The sequence below is a fragment of the Sinorhizobium sp. CCBAU 05631 genome (assembly GCF_002288505.1).
GTDB classification, from domain to species: domain Bacteria; phylum Pseudomonadota; class Alphaproteobacteria; order Rhizobiales; family Rhizobiaceae; genus Sinorhizobium; species Sinorhizobium fredii_C.
In genome coordinates this window covers 496,839-517,872 of the sequence record NZ_CP023065.1, presented here as the reverse complement: position 1 = coordinate 517,872, position 21,034 = coordinate 496,839, and the positions used below count along the sequence as shown (strand labels likewise).

14 protein-coding genes and 3 pseudogenes are annotated in these 21,034 nt (G+C 57.9%); 12 read left to right on the top strand and 5 right to left on the bottom strand.

Annotated elements, in window-relative coordinates; genetic code table 11:
* Positions 1–293 precede the first annotated feature (293 nt).
* Positions 294–644, top strand: coding sequence for a transposase (locus SS05631_RS29140; RefSeq protein ID WP_095678149.1), 351 nt, complete (start codon positions 294–296; stop codon positions 642–644).
* A complete protein-coding gene (locus tag SS05631_RS29135; RefSeq protein ID WP_157748010.1) occupies positions 593–1,282 on the top strand; it encodes an IS3 family transposase in 690 nt (229 codons plus the stop codon). The genes SS05631_RS29140 and SS05631_RS29135 overlap by 52 nt, the downstream gene beginning before the upstream one ends.
* Here SS05631_RS29135 and SS05631_RS29130 read toward each other — a convergent pair.
* From SS05631_RS29130 to SS05631_RS29115, 3 genes and pseudogenes are all read right to left on the bottom strand, one after another.
* Positions 1,244–3,327 (bottom strand): annotated as a pseudogene (locus SS05631_RS29130) (recombinase family protein). The gene SS05631_RS29135 and the pseudogene SS05631_RS29130 sit on opposite strands and share 39 nt — an antisense overlap.
* Positions 3,317–4,057, bottom strand: a complete 741-nt coding sequence (locus SS05631_RS31580) for a helix-turn-helix domain-containing protein (RefSeq protein ID WP_245369177.1) — start codon at positions 4,055–4,057, stop codon at positions 3,317–3,319. Before SS05631_RS31580 ends, SS05631_RS29130 begins: the two are co-directional and overlap by 11 nt.
* Positions 4,058–4,247: 190 nt before the next feature.
* Positions 4,248–4,451: a DUF5372 family protein gene (locus SS05631_RS29115; RefSeq protein WP_157213226.1), complete on the bottom strand. Its 204-nt coding sequence runs from the start codon at positions 4,449–4,451 to the stop codon at positions 4,248–4,250.
* Between the two features lie 347 nt (positions 4,452–4,798).
* Here SS05631_RS29115 and SS05631_RS29110 point away from each other — a divergent pair, with 347 nt between their 5' ends.
* From SS05631_RS29110 to SS05631_RS29095, 4 genes are all read left to right on the top strand, one after another.
* Positions 4,799–5,977 carry a Xaa-Pro peptidase family protein gene (locus SS05631_RS29110; protein WP_037427042.1) on the top strand — a complete coding sequence of 393 codons (1,179 nt, stop codon included), beginning with the start codon at positions 4,799–4,801 and terminating at the stop codon, positions 5,975–5,977.
* Positions 5,978–6,276: 299 nt separating this feature from the next.
* Positions 6,277–7,680 carry an aspartate aminotransferase family protein gene (locus tag SS05631_RS29105; RefSeq protein WP_037427043.1) on the top strand — a complete coding sequence of 468 codons (1,404 nt, stop codon included), beginning with the start codon at positions 6,277–6,279 and terminating at the stop codon, positions 7,678–7,680.
* A gap of 147 nt (positions 7,681–7,827) precedes the next feature.
* On the top strand, positions 7,828–9,237 hold the full coding sequence (locus SS05631_RS29100; protein WP_037427045.1) for an aldehyde dehydrogenase family protein: 1,410 nt from the start codon (positions 7,828–7,830) through the stop codon (positions 9,235–9,237).
* A gap of 259 nt (positions 9,238–9,496) precedes the next feature.
* Complete coding sequence (locus tag SS05631_RS29095; protein WP_037427047.1) at positions 9,497–11,248, top strand: CocE/NonD family hydrolase; 1,752 nt, start codon at positions 9,497–9,499, stop codon at positions 11,246–11,248.
* A 577-nt stretch (positions 11,249–11,825) separates the two neighbouring features.
* On the opposite strand, the pseudogene SS05631_RS29090 reads toward SS05631_RS29095, so the two are convergent.
* A pseudogene (locus SS05631_RS29090) lies at positions 11,826–12,841 on the bottom strand (IS110 family transposase).
* A 91-nt stretch (positions 12,842–12,932) separates the two neighbouring features.
* Positions 12,933–13,218: pseudogene (locus SS05631_RS31575) on the bottom strand (IS110 family transposase); the annotation flags it as partial.
* A 379-nt stretch (positions 13,219–13,597) separates the two neighbouring features.
* On the opposite strand from SS05631_RS31575, the gene SS05631_RS29080 reads away from it, so the two are divergent.
* From SS05631_RS29080 to SS05631_RS29055, 6 genes are all read left to right on the top strand, one after another.
* Complete coding sequence (locus SS05631_RS29080; protein ID WP_037427050.1) at positions 13,598–15,268, top strand: peptide ABC transporter substrate-binding protein; 1,671 nt, start codon at positions 13,598–13,600, stop codon at positions 15,266–15,268.
* 25 nt (positions 15,269–15,293) lie between these two features.
* Entirely contained in the window at positions 15,294–16,268 is a 975-nt protein-coding gene (locus SS05631_RS29075; protein ID WP_037427052.1) for an ABC transporter permease, read from the top strand.
* The gene (locus SS05631_RS29070; protein WP_037427054.1) at positions 16,265–17,197 is read left to right on the top strand and encodes an ABC transporter permease; all 933 of its coding nucleotides are present in this window, start codon (positions 16,265–16,267) and stop codon (positions 17,195–17,197) included. The genes SS05631_RS29075 and SS05631_RS29070 overlap by 4 nt, the downstream gene beginning before the upstream one ends.
* On the top strand, positions 17,194–18,204 hold the full coding sequence (locus SS05631_RS29065) for an ABC transporter ATP-binding protein (protein ID WP_037427057.1): 1,011 nt from the start codon (positions 17,194–17,196) through the stop codon (positions 18,202–18,204). Before SS05631_RS29070 ends, SS05631_RS29065 begins: the two co-directional genes overlap by 4 nt.
* On the top strand, positions 18,197–19,195 hold the full coding sequence (locus SS05631_RS29060) for an ABC transporter ATP-binding protein (protein ID WP_037427060.1): 999 nt from the start codon (positions 18,197–18,199) through the stop codon (positions 19,193–19,195). The genes SS05631_RS29065 and SS05631_RS29060 overlap by 8 nt, the downstream gene beginning before the upstream one ends.
* A gap of 252 nt (positions 19,196–19,447) precedes the next feature.
* Positions 19,448–20,986 carry a malonyl-CoA synthase gene (locus SS05631_RS29055; RefSeq protein ID WP_037427063.1) on the top strand — a complete coding sequence of 513 codons (1,539 nt, stop codon included), beginning with the start codon at positions 19,448–19,450 and terminating at the stop codon, positions 20,984–20,986.
* The last annotated feature ends 48 nt before the right edge of the window (positions 20,987–21,034 follow it).

The following is a 21,034-nucleotide window of genomic DNA, read 5'->3' as shown; positions in this document are numbered from 1 at the left end:
CGCCACCGGATACGGTCAAATGACGGCACCAGTCTCAAAGGACAGGTAAAGCTGCGCATCTGCGCCGTCAGGCACAAACGTTCCGCTACAGACCACTTGTCACAAAATCAATAACCCCACGCGACCGAGCACTAAATGGCGGCAGGTGAGCGAACGCGTATCAGAGTTATTGCTATGCGAATGGCTGCTGTCAATGCCGGGTGAAATTTCCTCAGAAGCTGGAGTGCGCCCCTTGGGGTGGACAGATCGGGATGAGGAATTGACCGGCTTACCGGGTTTCGGAAAGAAGACCCATGGCAAAGCACCGCAGTCACAGCGTCGAATTCAAACGTCAGGTCGTGCAGGAATTCCTCGCCGGCGAAACGCTGCATGGTCTGGCAAAACGCCACGACGTGTCGTGCAACCTTATCCGCATCTGGGTTCAGAAGTACGAGCAAGGCGCATTTGACGACGATGCGCAGGCGGCCGACCTCATCCAGGATTACGAGGCCCGGATCGCGGCGCTGGAGCGGCTGGTCGGCAAGCAGGCGCTGGAGTTGGAGTTCCTAAAGGGGGCTCTGAAAAACGCACCGCGGCCGAAAAACGGGACTACATCCGTCATCACGGGCCCCGCGGCATCTCCGTCGCCGAAGGATGCCGGCTGATGGGAAACGCGCGCTCCACCTATTATGACCGCCCGGAAAGATCGGCCGACGACACCGCGATCGTCGAAGCGATGTTCGCGATCTGCGACGAGTTCGAGTTCTACGGCTACCGCCGCGTCGGTGCGGCCCTGCGGCAGCAGGGCCTTGTCGTGAACCACAAGAAGATTCGCCGCCTCATGCGCGAACACGATCTGCAGCCGAAGATCAGGCGACGGTTCATTGCCACGACCGACAGCGATCACGACGGCCCGATCTTCTCGAATCTGGCGAAGGACATCATCCCAAGCGGTCCCAACCAGCTTTGGGTCAGCGACATCACCTATGTCTCCTTACCGACCCGTTTCATCTACGTCGCCATCATCCTCGATGCCTGGTCGCGGTTGATCGTCGGTTACGCCATCGGTCGATCGATCGACGCACGGCTGACGGTGGCAGCCTTGAACGCGGCCATTGACAGGAGAAGGCCGCCGCCGGGCGTGGTCCACCATTCCGACCGCGGCTCGCAGTATGCTGCCGAGCTCTACCGCGAGACACTGGCCGCCAACGACCTGATCGGTTCGATGGGTCGCCGGGGCAACCCTTATGACAAGGAGCAGGCATCACGATGCACCTTGTTGGAGTGGTTGAGCGACAATTAATCTGGGTGGACGGCCACCATATCGACTGCCGGCGCCTTTTTCGAGTCTGACGTTGCCCGGCGGTTCGTACAAGTATCGATGGTTGGAGGCGTATCGATGGCGCTTGAGAATGCCCTTCCGCCCGAGTTGGTGAACGGTCGAGACGCACACGCCGAGCTGCTGGGCTACTTCCTCGCCGGTGAGCATGCCGCTCTCCCGCAGCCGTTCGTACCGGCTCTTCAATACATAGGTGCGGCGCACGAGCATGACCTTCTTCGGCGTGAAGGGTTCGCCGCGCCAGTTGCGATGCCCGAGCTCATTGAGACGGGCGGCGATCTGCCGGTCGTTGGCGGCCTCCAGTAGCTCGTTAATCAACGCCACGACCTGTGCCGGCGTCTTGCGTATCACTGACATAGGCCGTGGTCTGGTCACCGACAGGCTCTGCGTGCGCCCGCCGCGCCAACGGATATGGATGTTGACCTCATCGTCGACGAGCAGCGTCACGTCTTCGATGAGAAGACCGAGCATGCGCTTGCGTTCGACGGGACCGGTGCGCTCGTCGTTCCAGATGCGCGGGAAATCGGCGGCCAGCGTCCTGATGCGCGCCTGCGCGGGCTCGTCCAGCAGCGCGCGGTCGGCCTCGTTCTGGCGCTCGTGCTCGCGCTGGAGTGCGTCGAGGTCGCGCAGCCGTGCGTTCCAGTCGGCTTCCAGCGCGTCGGCGACCAGGCGGTTGTCCGGATCGACCTTCAGGTAGCGCCGGCGGGCCAGTTCAGCCTCATAGCGGGCGCGTTGCAGCTGCGTGCCGCGCAGCGCCGCGGCCTGCTCGACGCGCTGGGTGATCTCCTGCTGCACGGCAAGCGCGACATCGATCGCTGCCGGCGCCATCGCCTCCAGCAGTAGCGCGCTCACCGCCTCGTCGACCGGAGCGCCGCGTACCCATTGGCAGTGCTTGCCGGCGTGTCGCACGACGGCTTCGTTGCAGACGTAATACGGGCGCAGCCGCCCCTCGAACGGCTCGTAATGGACCCGCATGCGTGCGCCGCAGCGGCCGCACAGCAGCCGTCCCTGCAACAGCCCGCTGCCCTGGCGGGGCATGCGTCCACGCAGACCGGATGAAAAGCCGGCGGCGTTCTGTTCCAGGGCTGTCTGATTCCGCTCATACTCGGCCCAGGAAATGTAGCCCTCGTGGGCGTTGGGGATCAGCACCTGCCAGTCGGATCTCGCCACGCGCAGTTGCACGGGCTTGAGCTTGGCATTGTAGGCGGTGCGCGTGCGTCCATAGGCGAAGGCGCCGGCATAGCGCGGGTTGTGCAAGATCTGGAGCACGCGGGAATGGTCGATCTCGCTCCACAGGACGTCGCCCTTTCCGATGCCGCGACGGATACGCCGGGGAAAGAGGATCTTCTCGCCCCGCAGGCGGCGCACGACGGCGCAGGCCGAGCCGGTCTCGCGGAAAGTATCGAACAGGAGCCGCACCGTGTCCTGGATCTGTCGGTCGGGATCGAGCACGACCCGCGCGTCAGGGGTGTAGACCAACCCGATCGGCAGCGGCATCTCGAGTTCGCCGCGGCGCGCCTTGTTGAGAATGCCGCCTTGCAGCCGCGACTTCAGGATGTGCAGTTCGGCCTCGCTCATCGTGCCCTTCAGCCCGAGCAGCATCCGATCGTTGAAATAGGCCGGATCATAGACGCCGTCCTCGTCCATGATGAGCGTGCGCGAAGGGCGGCCAGCTCAAGGAGACGGTGCCAGTCGGCATTGTTGCGTGCCAGACGCGACACTTCCAGCCCCAGCACGATCCCTGCATGCCCCATCGCCACTTCGCTCACCAGGTGCTGGAAGCCGTCGCGGTCCTGCGACTGCGCGCCGGAGAGGCCGAGGTCGCTATCGATGACGTGGACACGTTCGATCGGCCAGCCCAGCGCCACAGCGCGATCGCGCAGGGCGTATTGCCGCTTGGTGCTCTCGGTGTTCTCGAACACCTGACGAAGCGAGGACTGACGCACGTAGAGGAATGCATCACGCCGCAGATGGTCGGCGTCAACCTTCATGGCGATGTCAGTAGACATGGTTCCCTCGAGTCTCTGCTGCCAGCACCATGTTGGCGAGCATGTGCACGAGCTGGCGATCGTGCACTGCGGCCGAAGCCGTAGGCCGTGGTTCCGGCCGCCGATGCGTCGGCGGGGAAGGCTGGGGGCTCGCGATCAGCACCGCCAGCCCTTGCCAAAGGCCGTGGAAAACGATGGCGCCCATGTCCTTGGCGCAGGCCTGACCGCAAAGGACGGCGGTGCGCAGCGTCTCGTAGAAATCCCTGCAGCTGCGCGGTAGCACCGGGGTGCGGGCATGGGGCTCAGCGTTTTTTTTTACGGGCGATCGCGCGTTCGATGCTGCGTGGGTGGACACTAAGGCCGAGTGTCGAATGCACCAGTTCCGCCAGGGAACGGCCTGCAGCGGGGCGCCCGCGTCCTGGTTCTGCTCGATGAGCTGCATGACCTCGTCGGTGAGCTTGTGGGCCGACTTTGGCCCTCGGGTGCGCGGCAGCAGGCCGGCGATGCCCTCGCGTTCGAAGGCGGCCTCGGCCTGATAGTAGGTTGGCCGCGACAGACCGAAAAGCGCGGCGGCATCGGCCTTGTTGACGCCATCCTCCTGGACGTGACGCAGCATCTCGTACTTCACCTGCACGAGATCGAGAGGATCGAAGAAGCTGGACTCACGAAACCAGGGTGCACGGACGGCTTCGGGCCGCGCATTGAGTGCTCCGAGCTGGCGCAGTCGATGGCGTTTGGTCTCGTTGGGCATGGCATAACCTCTTCCTAGTGATGTAAATCAAATTACGCCTCTATAGAGGACGTGTCAACCTAACGACGCCGGGCGATATGACTGTTTATGCTGCATATACCTACAATATAGAGGCCATTATCGCTGTGAGCGTCCGTATGATTCGGCATAATTAGATTTACATATGCGGCATAAATTGCCTGACACGCATTCAGCCGCCATGGCTGCGCTCGATTTGCTCGATCAATGCCGCCAAGGTTGCCAGATCATCTGGACGCACGAACGACCTACCGGCCGCGATCTGAATGAAAACATCGGGTGCAGCGACGTCCGTCCATGACGCAAGCAGCGAGCGAAGCCGCCCATCCGCGTCGGCAGACTGGCAAATCAGCAGCCTGATCCTTGTCCACCCCAAGGGGCGCACTCCAAGCGCCGAAGTAAAATTCCCCACTTATGCCGGTGCGGACGACAGGACGAGATGGCTATTTTTTGGCGGCCTTTCCCCGTCGTTGTCGGTGTTCGGTCCGAGCCAGAAGTGGGCGGGGGCAAGCCAAGGCCAACATCCGCCCTGGGTCATGGGCGCGCTGGTTTTTGCGCGTCGCACATCTACCCTCTCTCAGCCGCGGCGGACGCAGGAACTGTGCGCACTCAATGACATTACGCAGCAATCCTGCGTCTCCTGGCCGGCAATTGCCTCAAGTCCCGCTGTTGTCGCTGCTACTGTTGAGAGCATAGCAGCTCCGACATCGAGGATGGGGTAAGATGAAAGTACCTGGTGTAAACGACGCCGTTGTTCAAAAAGATCTCGCATTTCCAGTGGAAGAGTTTCAGCGGCGGCTAAAAAAAGTCCGCGAAGAAATGGCCGCGAGAGGGCTGGAACTTCTTGTCGTGAGTACCCCTGAAAATATCTATTACATGAGCGGCTACCACACCGTCGGATATTTCAGCAGCCAATTCCTACTGATCCCCATTTCAGGAGATCCGGTTCACATCACCCGGGGGATCGAAGAAACAAACGTCAAGGTGCTGTCCTGGATAGATCAGTCGTTTAGCTACATGGACCACGAATTGCCCATCGAATTGCTGGCCAGCACGATCCGCAAAATGGGCTACGCCGATGCAGTGATTGGCGTTGAGATGATTAGCTGGTTCTTGTCGATTGTTGATTATGAGCGGCTGAGAGAGATGCTTGGCAGCGCGAAGTTCCAGGATGGCTCATTCACAGTAGAAGCCTCGAGGGTCGTCAAGTCAGATTTGGAGCTGGATTATATTCGACAAGCCGCTCGCATTGCAGAGGTGGGTATGGAGATGGGTATATCTCAGATCCATGCTGGCGCTAACGAAAACGACATTGCGGCAGAGATCCAGCGAGCCGTTACTGGTATGGGAAGCGAATATCCGGGACTGCCAGTTTTTGTGTCGTCAGGCGTGCGTACAAGCCAAGCTCACGCAACTTGGGCCGGGCGAAAGGTTCAAGAAGGCGATCCAGTCCTCCTGGAAATCTCTGGGTGTGTGCATCGCTACAGTGCTGCATTAATGCGATTCATCTTGGTCAAGCCCGTCAATAGCGAGATGGAGCGAATGGAAGATGTGTCTCGCAAGGCGCTCGAAAAAATGATCAACGCCATTCGACCCGGCCGGCCCCTAGGGGAAGTTTGGAATGTTTGGTCAACGGCTGTTACTGAGGGTGGCTATGAAGGTCGTTTCAAACGGACTGGCTACTCCATCGGCATCAATTTTCCACCAGACTGGGGCGAAGGCTACATTCTGTCATTCAAGCGCGGCGAAACGCGGGAATTGCGCCCTAACATGACGTTCCATATTCCTTCCCTGGTAAAGGTCTTTGGGTTCGCGGACGCGGGCACCAGTGAGACTGTCCGTGTCACGGAAACAGGTTGCGAAATACTGACGAACTTTCCTCGTCAACTTCACGTCCGCTAGCAAGGCAGCCGGTACAAAATCGGTGCCAATCGCTGGCGGACACCTCGGAACGGCATCGCTGCGAAGAGATTTGTACGGGATCAGCTCGATGTCCGCGGGCGAGTGGAAGGTTTTTGGGAGACTTGGTGGAGTCAACGATAGGTCGGCGTTCACAGACACCCTTAGACACGTGAACTGATCACTCAAGGAACCTGAGCCGTATAGCAGAGCATAGCTTCAATTACGGATCACACAGTTCGGTTGTTTCGGGAGTCGATAGTAGTCTGCGTTGTGCCATCGCAGATCGAAAGGAAGTATTCATGAGCATCAACATTAAGGACATCGCTGAGAAGGACCGCAAGAGCGTCCTGCATCCGTTCACGCAGCTGAAGGACTTTGCGACGGGCAAGCTCGGCGAGCCGACAATCGTCGAGACGGGCAAAGGAATTCGCATCCAGGACGCGCACGGCAACCAGCTGATCGACGGCTTTGCCGGCCTCTACTGCGTCAACGTCGGCTATGGCCGCACCGAAGTCGCTGAAGCGATCTCGCGCCAGGCCTATCGTCTCGCCTATTACCATTCCTATGCCGCGCACACGACCGACGAGCTTGCGATCCTCTCGGATCGTCTGGTGAAGATGGCGCCGGGCAAGATGAGCAAGGTGTTCTATGGCATGTCCGGTTCGGACGCCAACGAGACCCAGGCCAAGCTCGTCTGGTACTACAACAACCTGCGCGGCAAGCCGACGAAGAAGAAGATCATCTCGCGCGAACGCGGCTATCATGGCTGCAGCGTTGTCTCCGGCTCGATGACCGGCATGAGCTTCTACCACGATCATATGGACCTGCCGCTGCCGCAGATCGACCATACTGGCGTGCCGCATCACTACTGGGGTGCAAACCCCGGCGAAACGGAACGCGAGTTCTCCGCGCGTCGCGCCGCCGAACTCGACGAGATGATCGAAACGCTCGGCCCCGACAAAGTCGGCGCCTTCATCGCCGAGCCGGTTCTCGGCACCGGTGGCATCACGCCGCCTCCGGAAGGCTACTGGGAAGCGATCCAGAAGGTGCTGAAGAAGCACGATGTGTTGCTGATTGCCGATGAAGTCATCACCGGCTTCGGCCGTACCGGTTCGATGTTCGGCTCGCAGCATTATGGTATCGAACCCGATCTGATCACCGTCGCCAAGGGCCTGACCTCGGCTTACTTCCCACTCTCGGCCTCAATTGTCGGCGAGAAGGTCTACAAGGTGCTCGAAGACGGGGCCGATCGCGTCGGCGCCTTCTCGCATGGCTATACCTATTCCGGCCATCCGATTGGCGCGGCTGCGGCCAATGCGGTGCTCGACATCGTCGAGAAGGAAGACTTGCCCGGCAATGCCCGCGAGGTCGGCGCCTATTTCCAGGCGCAGCTCAAGGAGAAGTTCGCGCAGCTGCCGATTGTCGGCGAAGTGCGCGGCGTTGGCCTGATGGGCGCCATCGAGTTCGTCGCCAACCGCGAGAACAAGAAGCGCTTCGATCCGTCGCTGAAGGTCGGTGCCCGCGTCTCCAAGGCTGCTCGTGACCGCGGCCTTATCGCCCGCGCCATGCCGCATGGTGACATCCTGGGCTTTGCGCCGCCGCTGGTCACGACGAAGGAAGAAGTCGACGAGATCATCTCGATTGCCGAAAAGGCAGTGCGGTGCGTGATCGACCACCTCGTTCTCGACGGCCAGAACCTCTGATCGATAACTATTCGTGGCGGCCGGACATGCCGGCCGTCACGGCTTGTTCGATTGCATGAAGCCGGAACAGGGCAGGGGATCCACCTTGCCTTGTGGGAGAAACGCGACCTCAAGGAAGAGGTCAACAGGAATAGGGAAGCTGGCCACATGACTGCCGCCAAACTCCACATCACGACCAGCCTGGCGCCGATCTCTGTTCATAGCCCCTATGATGGGGCGCTGCTTGGATCGGTCGATGCGACCGCTCCAACAGAGATCGATCGCCTGCTGGAAACTGCCCGCCGCGGCGCCGCGATCTCGCGCAACCTGCCGAGGCACAAACGAGCGAGTATCCTGGAAGGGGCCGCACAGATCGTCGAAAGCCGCAGCAACGCCTTTGCCGAGACCATCGTTCGCGAAGCCGGCAAGACAATCGTTCAGGCGCGGAAGGAAGTGCTCCGCTGCGTCAACACGCTGAAGTTGTCGGCGGAAGAAGCAAAGCGCAATGCCGGCGAAATCGTGCCGTTCGATGCCTACACAGGCTCGGACCAACGTCAGGGCTGGTTCACGCGCGAACCGCTCGGCATCATCAGCGCGATTACCCCTTACAACGACCCGCTGAATCTTGTCGCGCACAAGCTCGGGCCTGCTATCGCCGGCGGCAATGCGGTACTGCTCAAGCCATCGAATCTGACACCGTTCTCGGCGAACAAGCTGGTCGAAGCACTGCGCGAAGCGGGTCTGCCGAAAGAGGTCATCACCGTTGCTCACGGAGACAGAGAGCTGGTGACCGCGATGATCACCGCACGCGAGGTCCGCATGGTCTCCTTTACCGGCGGCTTTGCCACCGGCGAGGCGATCAGCCGTGCCGCTGGCCTGAAGAAGCTCGCCATGGAACTCGGCGGCAATGCCCCTGTGATCGTCATGAATGACTGCGACTTCGACAAGGCGGTCGAGGCTTCCGTCTCCGGCGCCTTCTGGGCGGCGGGTCAAAACTGCATCGGTGCTCAGCGCATCCTGATCCAGGCCGACCTCTACGACCGCTTCCGCGATGCCTTTGTTGCCGCCACCGACAAACTCAAGGCGGGAGATCCGCTGCAGGAAGATACCGACGTCGGTCCGATGATCTCCAGGCAGGTGGCGGAACGCACTGAAGCCGCTGTCAATGAAGCTATCGCCGCAGGTGCCAAGCTGCTCTGCGGCCACCGTCGCGAGGGATCGTTGTATCATCCGACCGTTCTCGAAGGCACGCCGCTGACCTGCCGCCTGTGGCATGAGGAAGTGTTCGCGCCGGTGGTTATGCTTGCGCCGTTCGAGACGCTCAACGAGGCGATCGAGATTGCCAACGATCCGGACTACAGCCTGCATGCCGGCATCTTCACCAGCGATCTCAATGTCGCGCTCGACGCCGCCAACCGGATCGAGGCAGGTGGGGTAATGATCAACGACTCCTCCGACTACCGCTTCGATGCCATGCCCTTCGGTGGCTTCAAATACGGCAGCATGGGGCGCGAGGGCGTGCGCTTCGCCTACGAGGACATGACCCAGCCGAAGGTCGTCTGCATCAATCGGGGATAGAGCGAGATCGAATTGGTCGACCTAGAAAACCTCAGGCCCGTCGCGTCAATTCCAATCCGCGATGGGCAGCTTCTTTTGCTTGCCAGCAATAGATAGCTGGTGTCCAGCGTCGGACAACCAGATGGCGTCGATAGCCGCTGATTGAGCTAGAAGCGGGCAGTGATTTCACCGCTCCTCTGGAAAAGAGGTCGGTAGTTATACCAGGGCTTAAAACGCCCCGACATAGACAATCGAAAACGAATTCGCGGGAGGTCTGCAAATGACAGTTAACGCCCAACTTAGCGAAGCTGACGTAGTGCGCGAAATCGACTACGTGCACATGAAGGACAGAACCCGAATTGCCTACATTTGCTATCGTCCGAAATCCGGCCGCTATCCCAGCGTCTTCTTGTATTCACCTTATTCAGCAAGCTTCGCTCCTTTCGAGATCGCAAAGCCTTTTCTTGATGCCGGATACGCATTCGTAGGCGCCAACTTTCCCGCAACGGGTTGTTCGGAAGGTATCATTGACTACTGGTTTGATCAGAAGGAAGGTATTTACGGTGCCGAAGTCGTAGAATGGATCGCCGAACAGCCCTGGAGCGACGGCAATGTTGGCATGGTCGGTAATTCTTCTGCCGGCACCGTTCAATTCTGGGTCGCGGCAGAACAGCCGCCTCACTTACGGGCTATTGTAGCGAGCGGCGTTGAAGACGGCTACGAAGATTGCTATGCCCTGGGCGGAATGCAGCAGCTCGGCGCAGTGGAATGGGGCATTACAAGTGAGTTCATTAGCCAGGTTCGTGGCGTAGAGGGTCGAATAAGCGCGGGCGATGCTGAATGCATCGCAATTCGTGAAGGCGACCGCCAAGTCGTCAAACGTTCATGGTACGATGAAATTCGAAAGCACCCCCTCAAGGATGAGTGGTGGGATTCAATCTATTTGGCCCGGGACCAGGTCGCTGGGAAAGTTGCAGTGCCGACAATGCTTATTGCTTCCTGGCAGGAAACTGCCGGCTCCGCAGTAAGGGAAAGTGCCCGACTGTTTAACCAACTCATGCCCAATGTAGTGCAAAAGAAGCTCATCCTTATGAACGGCGACCATTTTGTCGGGGGGCCGGGACCAGAAAGCTATGGCATTGTAGATGATGAGCGTATCAAATTTCTGGATCGCTGGGTGAAGGGAGTTGAGAACGGAATCGAGCACGATTTGCCGGTGACCGTCTATTGGGAAGTTCGGGAGCCGGACGGTGATCCTAAGAGGTCAGCCGCTGGCTGGGTTACAAGACACAGCACTTGGCCTGAACCCGAGGTCGAGCGACATCCCTACTATCTCACCGCCGACGCCAAAATCTCATCGGAACGACCCGATGCCAGCGCTAATGAAGGCTCGCGTGCCTATTTTTATCCTGCGGGAACAGAACTTTACGGAAACAATCAGCAGTTCGCGATCGAACCGCACCAGACGGGCGTTCTCAATTACAGGACAGCACCGGCGACTTCCGACATGGGGCTGCTTGGAAACCCGGAAGTGACACTTTATCTCAGCATCGACAATGGAGATGACGCCGACCTGCAATTAACGTTGAAGGATATCGATGCTTCCGGCAACATACTTTTTCTACAGGCGGGCTTGCTGCGTGCTTCTCTCCGGGCAATTGATGAAGATCGTACCAGTCCTGATGAGGTTATGCACCTTTTCCGCAAGAGCGAGAAACTCGTGCCCGGTGAAATCTATGAGATTCGAATGTCTCTATTGAACCCGATCGCTCACGTGCTCCGAGAAGGGCACAGCCTTGAGCTGACGATCGGGGCTCCAAATCCGATCCAGGTCAACTTCGGCAGCATACCAGCCGGCGCCCTATCCATTAACAGGGTCTATCACTCGGAATCATATCCTTCGAAGATTGTGCTGCCTGTCATCCGCGGGGTGCGGGCGCTCGCGCCCCCACCTGAAAGGGGCTCTCAGCGAGCCCAACCTTGTCGAAAAGGAACCGAATTCGTCCCCGGAGGTCTGCCGTTGCCACGATAGGTGAGGGGCATCCAAGCTGCGACCGAGGGGATCACGCTCGCCAGACGCCAATCACAGATCACCGTATACAACCCAACGTGGGGTCTAAACACCCGCTCTGATGTCCGTTTTCAATGCTTTGGGCGCAAGGATGCTTGAGACCTTCATGATCCGGCGAAACTCAAGGACGCCGGTCGGACGACCCCCCGATTACCTTCTCCAGTCGTTCGACGCGCTCCTTCGAGACGCGTACCGCCATTTCCCGCAGCGCGATCTGATGCGCCGGATGATCCTGCTGCCCCTGCAGCCAGCGCAGATATAGGATCGTCCAGCTCTCATGTTTGGATGCCCCTCGCGATGCAAGGACTTTTTGCCGCTGAGCGAGTGATCGGGTGCGTACATGGTTCAGACCTCGTATTGCGGCCATGACATGCCGCGGGCCGGTATGGTGATACCGCGGATAAATTTCCATATCAGTGCAACGAGCTGAGGGCTCCCTGAGAACTACTGGTTTATCCAACCCCGATCTGTTCGATCATCTGCCCATGCGGATCATGTCCTCCTCACATCGCCGGCACTCCAAATGAAACAGTTGCCGTCAGCAGACCGCTCCAGTCGGATCTCTGTAGTGTTGATTGCGTGCTAGCATAGCCCAAACCACCCGCGTCATTTTGTTTGCCATCGCGATCGCCACCAGCATTCGCGGCTTTCGGGCGAACATGTTTGAGAGCCAAGGGCCCTGCTTTCCGCCGCCACGTCCCTTCCAATGTACGACTGACATTGCACCGATGACCAGAAGCCTTCTGATATCTCGTTGGCCCATCTTCGAGGTGCGGCCAAGCTTTTGTTTGCCTCCTGTCGAGTGCTGTCGGGGAACAAGACCCAGCCAGGCAGCAAAATCGCGACCGCTCCGGAATTCCTCCATCGACGGCGCGAAGGCCGTGATTGCCGTGGCGCAGATTGGCCCGATGCCCGGCACCTTCTGGAGCCGCCGAACTACATCGCTTTGCCTCGCTTCTGCGGCGATCGACAATCGATCTGATCAATTCTTCGTTCAATTGAGCGGACCTGGCTAAGGTAAAGTCGGCTCATACTCTGCACCAGCTCGGGCAGATTGTCAGATGTGACTACGGTAGCAAGGCGCTCCACATCGCCCAGTCCTGTGCCCACAATGAGCCCATGTTCCGCAGATGTCCGCGCAGAGCGTTCACCATCTGCGTTCGTTGGCCGACAAGATCGCGAGTTCGGAATAGCATCGCGCGAGCTTGCTGATTGGACGTCTTCACAGCGACCGCACGCATGGTAGGCCGCATCGCAGCTTCTGCAACAGCCTCGGCATCGGCAGCATCGCTCTTCTGGCGCTTGACGAAAGCTTTTACATAGACCGGCGGGATCAGCCGAACGTCATGGCCGAGCCTTGCCAACTCGCGCCCCCAATAATGGGCTGTGCCGCAAGCCTCCATCGCGACTACAAGGGGACAGTGCCGGCATGAATTTTGGAACCTGAAGACGCGAGAGCGTCTTACGAAATAAAACCCGGCCATCCGCTGCTGCGCCGTGAACCTGGAAAACCTGCTTTGCAAGGTCGACGCCGACGACGCTAACTTCCTCCATGCATGTCTCCTCCTCTGTTGGTGACGTAACGCATCACCATCTTGGCACACTGCGACGCCGGTGGGAGGGGCATCCAACCCATTCAGTGTAGATAGATGCGACTATGCTTGAGCATAAAGGCGCTTACCTGTTGCCGGTGAACCCGCATTCGCCTCGACACCGACGCGAGCACGAACGAAATCTCGCACAGCCTCGTGACCTTCGTCGGGAACCCAGCCCGCCGTGAGCTCGCCCACTCTCACTACACGAGCGAGCGCAGTGCATCTCGACGGTTCGTCCTCACTCTGTCGCCCGGCCTCCTTGAACGGAGAGACAACAATACATTCATGGGCGAGGTATTGGATGAGGCGATGCAGGCCGTAACCGGTCGGGCCGCTTTATAGCCGAAATTCAATCTGCTACGGCTCGTCCTCCTGTGATGAGGGTCGGCGCGGCCCGTCCCAAGCAAGCCTTGGAAGACCACTCTGGCCGAACCACCTCAGCCACGAGGACATACGTTCTTACACTTGTCGACGGCCTCCCAGCGATTGCTCATACGGACCGGATAGCGGTTGGCGCAGGAAACGGTTCAGGTCGTTTGGATGCGCGAGTTGCCAAATATCGCAGAATTCCTGCTTCTACAAAGCATGTTTTAGAGCGAAACGCCCAACACGCGCCGCTAATTTTTGCATGCGAGGCCTGGAGGAGGGCCTCCGCGAACGTTTCACGATCTTTCCGCGAGATCGGCGACCAAATAAATAGAGGAGGAGATACGCAATGGATAAGTGGCAACTCGGACGCCGTGCGGCCCTGAAAGCGATACTGGTTGGCTCAGCTGCGCCGTGGATTATGAGTTCGAAGGCCCTAGCATCCTCATGCGGAGATCACATTGTGCGGCTCGCCGCGATCGCCGCACCCGACACAATGAATCCCTTTGCGACGTGGAGTTCCTTTTGGCCGACCGTCTACACATACGACACTCTGGTCGGTCCGGAACCCCAGCGTCATGCTGATCGGAAGGGCTATGCAAAAGAGTGGTCAGTCTCCGACGATAACCTTACTTGGACATTCAAAATCTGGCCCGGAATGAAATGGTCGGACGGCCACCCTGCCACAGCCAGAGACGCCGCTTTCACCTACAATTTTCTTCGTGACTCGATTGGCAAATCTGATGAGCTGAACGTCGGCTACAACAATACCGATGGCATGGATGTAATCGAATCCATAAAGGTCGTGGATGACGAGACATTGCAGATCGTTACCAAGCTACCTTCACTTTGGCCCATTAACAACTTCAACTTAATTGTACCGGAACACGTCTGGAAGGATGTTAGCCACGCCGAAGCGCGCAACACCTTCCGCAATGAAGCCCCCCTTGTCGGTACGGGGCCAATGATTATTTCTGAGTTTCAGCAAGGGCAGTTTGCTCGCCTTACACCGAACTCCCACTTCCGGACTGGAAAGCCGAAAACGGCCGGAATGGTCTTCCGCTTTTTCGATACAGCGGACCCAATTGCGCAAGGTCTAAAGAGTGGCGATCTAGATTATGGTGTCAGTCTAACAGCCGCCCAGTGGACCGACCTATCAACCGATCCTGCGTTTGTCGTCGGCGAGTCCCTCACTCCTCAGTGGAATTATCTTGCCTTTAATACGGTCTCGGGGAAAGGCGAGGGTAGCACCAAAGCTCTGCAGGACCCAGCGTTTCGCGATGCGATCGGCTATGCAATCGATCAAAAAGCTATTGTTGATCGAGCTATGCGCGGACACGCCGATCCGGGCGTAGGACTAGTCGTGCCGATGGCTACGAATTACTACTCCGACTTGAGCGACATCAGGCGTCACTTTGATCTTGCCGAGGCAGGCCGACGACTCGATGCAGCAGGCTATAGGGACACAAACGGCGATGGAATCAGAGAGGACAAAGAGGGTAATAGCTTCCAGCTCGAACTGATTACCGGAACCACATCGGGCACCCTAGAAATACCAATTGCCGTCGTGCAACTTGTCGCTGGCTGGTTGGGTCAAATTGGCATCCCTGTTTCGGTAACGCAACTCGATTCCGGCGCGCTGAGCGCCCGAACGGCAGCGCCAGCGAACGGCGGAGGAGGCTGGGACCTTCTCGTTCGCGCCAATTGGTTGAGTGGCTCTCCTCATGACCTTCTTAGCTTGGGAAGTGGCAAGTTAGTCGGCACAACCAACAAGTCCCAGTGGACCAAGGACAAGTTTGACAAGATTTTGTCAGAGATAGACGTGACGATTGACGTCAACAAAATTCGGGATCTGTTAGATCAAGCGTCGCGCATTATTTACATGGAAGCGCCCTACATCATGCTCTGCTACCCCTTCGTGCTTGAGGCACGACGCAAGGATTGCTTCGAAGGGTGGGGGGAGAAGGGTATCATGTCAATGGAGGGTTACTTTCCTTTCGATCGTCTGAGGCCGATCTGAGGCGGTCCCAAGACGGAGAGTTCCTATGAGCCGGCGCATCGGTGGCATACTAGTCAGAGCGGTTATGACGCTTCTTATGGTAGCAACGCTAAATTTCGTTCTATTTAGGGTTATTCCAGGTGACCCTGCATCGCTTCTGCTTGGAGGGGCTCGCATCAGCGTCACTGCGGAGCAGATCGAGGCTCAACGCCAAACGTGGGGCTTGGACAAACCGCTATTCCCGAATCAAGTAATCGACTACTTATCGGCAACTCTTCACGGCGATTTTGGGTTCAGCTTCAAATTCAGGGGCAGGCATGTCGCGGATCTAATCTTGGAACGATTGCCTGCTACGATCGCTCTGGTCGGTCTCGCCCAAGTGATAGCAATTTTATACGGGGTTATGCTTGGGGTATATGCCGGTTGGCGCAGAGGAGGAGCGGTCGACCATGTGACCACGGGAGTTTCTCTCGCGCTATATTCGACACCATCGTTCTGGCTGGGCATGCTTTTGGTGGTGGTTTTTAGCACCGCACTGGGATGGCTACCAGGCTATGGTGCATCTTCACCCGGTGTTGTCATTGGCTCCTTTGCTTGGTTGCTCGATTACCTGTGGCATCTCGCGCTTCCGGTTCTCGCTGTAGCCCTTGGGTTGATCGGCCAGTACGTGGTCGTGGCCCGTGCAGCAATGAGTGACGTCGTCACTGAGGACTACATGGTGACAGCACGGGCCAAGGGACTGACCAACCGTCAAATGCTAATGGGTCATGCCTTTCGCAATGCGATGCTGCCTGTGGTGACTTTGGTCAGCCTTAATCTGGGTTACGTGGTAGCGGGCGCCATCACGGTGGAAGCCGTGTTCGCCTGGCCAGGTATAGGCGGCCTAACGGTAGAGGCGCTTAACGCGCGGGACTATCCCGTCCTCCAAGGCATCTTCCTATTGCTCGGCGTCTCGATCGTTATCGCAAATCTAATGGCCGATCTCATTTACGGCGTTCTTGATCCGCGAGTGAAACAATGAGCAAAAGCGGTGTTCTATCTCGCTCGCGTATTAGAGCGCGGGCAATCAAAGGCTTCCTACAGCATTTCATTGGTCATGGCGGCGCTCAACTTGGCATGGTTTGTTTGCTGTTCTTTCTCGCCGTAGCGGCCATGCCGCATACTTTGGTGGGACCGCTTGAGACTGCGATCACTGCAACCGGCGATTTTCTCGCCGCGCCATCAGAGCTGCACTACCTTGGGACGGACGAGGTGGGGCGAGACGTGCTCAATCTAGTCGTCCATGGTGCTAAGATATCTCTTACGATTGCTCTCCTGGCAACAGTAATAAGCCTCATCGTCGGAACGACAGTGGGCATTACGGCCGGATACTTCGGCGGCTTCGCAGATGTCTGCTTGATGCGCGTGACCGATTTCTTCTTCGTCGTGCCGACGTTTGTCCTCGCGCTGGTCATTACACCGGTGGCTCTCGAAGTTATGGGAAGCGGCGGAGAAATCCTCGGCTTTCGCCCTTCCCTCTTTGTGATCATTGTCGTCATTGGCTTGACGAGTTGGGCCTTCGTGGCACGCGTAATTCGCAGTCAGACGTTGTCTCTAAAGGAGCGTACCTTTGTTGATCGGGCGCGGGTCGCAGGCAGTAGTAATACCAGTATCATGCTGCGTCACATCCTGCCCAATTTAGTGCCACAGGTCGCGGCCAACGGGGCGCTGGTCGTCGCTAACGCGATTTACATTGAGACCTCGCTCTCGTTCCTCGGTCTTGGCGACCCGTTGCAACCTTCATGGGGGACGTTGCTCTCCCTTGCTCAGCGCTCTGGTGCAGCCAGCGTTGGTGCCTGGTGGTACCTGGGGGCGCCGGGCGTATGCGTGTTGGCGGTGTCTCTTGCCTTCGTACTAATTGGTAATGCGCTAGACGACACCTTCAATCCCCGCCGAAGGGTTATTCCATGAACAATCAGTGCCAAAATACAGCCCCAGCGCTTCTGACGGTTGATGGACTTGCTGTCGACTATGCGACGAAAGCAGTTTCGCTGCGAGCGATCAACGACGTGAGCTTTGAACTCCGAGCCGGAGAAGCTGTTGCCCTTGTGGGGGAATCGGGCAGTGGGAAAACCACAACCGCAATGGCGATCGCGGGCTTGCTGTCACCCAATGCACGGGTCGTCGGCGGCGAGGTACGCTATCGCGGCAGGCCATTGCCGATCGATGACGATACGTTGATGCGACCACATCGCTGGAGTGAGACGTCCGTCATTTTCCAGGGAGCCATGAATGCGCTTAATCCCGTCCATCGCATCGTACATCAGATCGCCGAGCCTTGCATGTTGCATGGTATGTCGCGTCGCGAGGCAATGGCGAGGGCTAATGAGTTACTGGCACTCGTCGGTATACCTGCCGACCGTGGCTCCGCATACCCTCACCAACTGTCCGGTGGTATGCGCCAAAGGGTGATGATTGCAATGGCGCTGGCTTGCCGGCCCTCGATTGTAATCGGCGATGAGCCGACCACCGCCCTCGACGTAATTAACCAAGCGCAGGTCCTCAAGCTTTTGGTCGATTTGCGTAAGCAGTTCAACCTAGCGCTCATTTTGATCACCCACGATTTATCTGTGGTCGCGGAATCGTGCGATCGCGTAATGATCATGTACTCTGGCCGTATTGTTGAGGACGGGTCTGTTGCAGAAATTTTCGCGGAGCCGAAGCATCCTTATACGCGGCTCTTGATAGAGTCGATCCCGACGCCGACGGAGGGGAAACGGATGCTTCGGCCGATCCCTGGTGACCCTCCTACATTGCTAAAGCGGCCCTCAGGCTGCGCCTTCCACGCCCGGTGCCCATCTGCAATGGAGATCTGCACAACCGAAGCTCCTCACCTCAGAGAGTACGGGAAGGGTCGAGTGGCCTGTCATCTCCACGATTCACTTGCTGCAGCCGATAAGGTGTCCGCAAATGCCTGATAACGCCGCGCTCCTGCGCCTAGAGAACCTGCAAGTCCGCTTTCCCATGCAAAGCGGCGTCGTTGACAGCATCTTGGGACGGCCTAAAGGGGTCATTCGAGCTGTCGACGGAATCGACCTCAATGTCGCTCGCGGTGAGATCGTTGCTCTTGTTGGGGAATCGGGTAGCGGCAAAACGACAGTTGGCCGCATCATTACCAAACTGGTTCAGCCCACCGGCGGCAGGTTGCTGTTCGATGGTACCGATATGACCATGGCGCATGGATTCTCGAGCTTGCGTCCGTACAGACACCGCGTGCAAATGATCTTCCAAGACGCTTATCAAGCCCTCAATCCGCGCCATACCGTCTTCGACGCCGTCGCGGAGCCGTTGCGGTCGCTGGGTCTAGTCGAAAATCACGACCAGCTTACTGCACGTGTTAGCGAGGCCCTCTCCGCGGCTGGGTTGAAACCCCCAGAGGAGTTCTTTGCGCGATTTCCGCACGAACTGTCTGGAGGCCAGCGCCAGCGGGTAGTCGTCGCAGGCGCACTCGTAGCACGGCCGGAACTTATCGTAGCCGACGAGCCCGTGTCGATGCTCGATGTGTCCATTCGCGCCCAGATTCTGCAGGCACTGATCGATCTACGTGAGAAATACAACTTGGCGCTTCTGTTCATCACGCACGACCTGCCGATCGCGTGGTTGATCGCAGATCGGATTGCGGTCATGTATCTGGGTAAGGTGGTAGAAATGGGCAGCGCCGACGATATCACCTTAAACGCCAGCCACCCCTACACCGTCGCGCTACGAGACGCGACACCCAAACTGCACCATGAGGCGGATCGCGGCGGCATCCCTCTGAAAGGGGAGGTGCCCAGCGCCGCGCGCGTTCCATCGGGCTGTCGTTTTCATCCTCGTTGCCCGCTTGCCTTCGAGCGCTGTCGGGTCGAAGAACCACCGGCAATCGAAGTGGGACCGCAGCATACGTCGGCATGCTGGCTGGCAAAATGAATTCTGCCCCCGAATACTCAAGGGTATTCGTCCGCTGGTTGCTCTAAGGTACCTGAGGCTTCGATCCCTTTCGAAGTTCCAGTTTCGGTGGGCGAGGACATCTTTGTGCTCACCGATTCAAAAACCCCTCATTACCTTCGGACCACCCGAACGCGTCTTCGAAGAAGACGGCCCACTATGCATTATGCATCGCAAGTCTCTAAGCCCGTAGATCCAAATATTCGGCGGGCATTTTGAGGGAAATCAAATCAAATGGCCAATCATCTCTTTGATTCAATTTGCAACTCCATCAAATCACCAGACGCAGTGTTCATCGAAACTGATGATGGGACGACGTGGACCTACAGGGACATGTTGGAGTGTTCTGCACGTATTGCCAACGCGATCGTTGTTTGCGGTGTGGATCCGGGCGATCGCGTGGTCGTCCAAGTTCCGAAGAGCGCCGAGGCGCTCATGCTCTATCTCGCTTGCGTCAGAGCAGGTGCAATCTATTTACCGTTGAACACTGCCTACACGGCCGTCGAACTTGAGTATTTCATCTCTGACGCAGCGCCGAAACTTGTTATAACCTCGCCTGACGCCGCGGAACACCTTAAAAACTGTGTCTTCCAAGCGGGGGCTCGCCTGGAGACGCTGGGCGCGAATGGCGAAGGAACACTGCTTGAATTCACCGGTGATCAGCCTGGAGCTTTCGTCGACGCTCGTCGCAATCCTGATGATCTCGCCGCAATCTTGTACACGTCGGGAACCACAGGGCGATCGAAGGGCGCTATGCTGAGTCATGACAATCTTCTTTCCAATGTGCTTGCATTGCAAGAGCGATGGCATTTCAGCAGTGCTGATAGGTTGATTCATGCGCTGCCGCTGTTCCACGCGCATGGCTTGTTTGTGGCAGCGAACCTGACGCTCCTTTCGGGGTCGAGGATGGACCTTCTCAGCAAATTTGACGTCGATCGGATTTTTGCCGTTCTGCCTCGGGCAACAATCATGATGGGGGTTCCAACGTTCTACACGCGCCTTCTGCAAGATGCCCGACTGACGGCGGAGTCCACCCGGCACATTCGCGTCTTTATCTCCGGCTCCGCGCCTCTACTTGCAGACACCCATAGCAGTTTTTTTGAGCGCACCGGACAGGCGATCCTCGAGAGGTATGGTATGACCGAAACGAATATGATCACATCCAACCCCTATGATGGCGCGCGTGTACCCGGCTCAGTCGGATATGCGCTTCCCGGTGTGTCGGTGCGTGTCACCGATCCAACTACGGGCGCGCAGCTTGCGGCGGGTGAGCCTGGGATGATTGAAGTGAAAGGACCCAACGTCTTTAAAGGCTATTGGAACTTGCCGGAAAAGACAAAAGAAGAGTTCCGCGATGACGGCTATTTCATCACAGGTGATATCGGCATCATGGAGCCCGACGGCCGCCTGGCCATCATTGGACGAAACAAAGATCTCATAATTTCCGGTGGCTACAATGTCTATCCCAGTGAAGTCGAGAACGAACTCAACGCGATCGAAGGCATTGTTGAAAGCGCTGTGATTGGTATCCCGCATCGCGACCTCGGTGAAGCTGTAACCGCGGTCGTGGTGAGAGAGCCCGGCGCCAAGGTCGATGCGGCGGCGATTGCCACCGGCATCGAGCGAAGGCTGGCCCGGTTCAAGCAGCCCAAGCGCGTTATTTTTCTTGACCTTCTTCCTCGCAACGCCATGGGGAAAGTTCAGAAGAACGTCTTGCGAGATACATATCGAAATCTTTTCGTGGAAAATGGTTCAGAGATGCAGGCTGTCTAAGCCATGCCTTCTCGCGTGCGTATGTCCGTATGCGGCCGTTTCAACCGC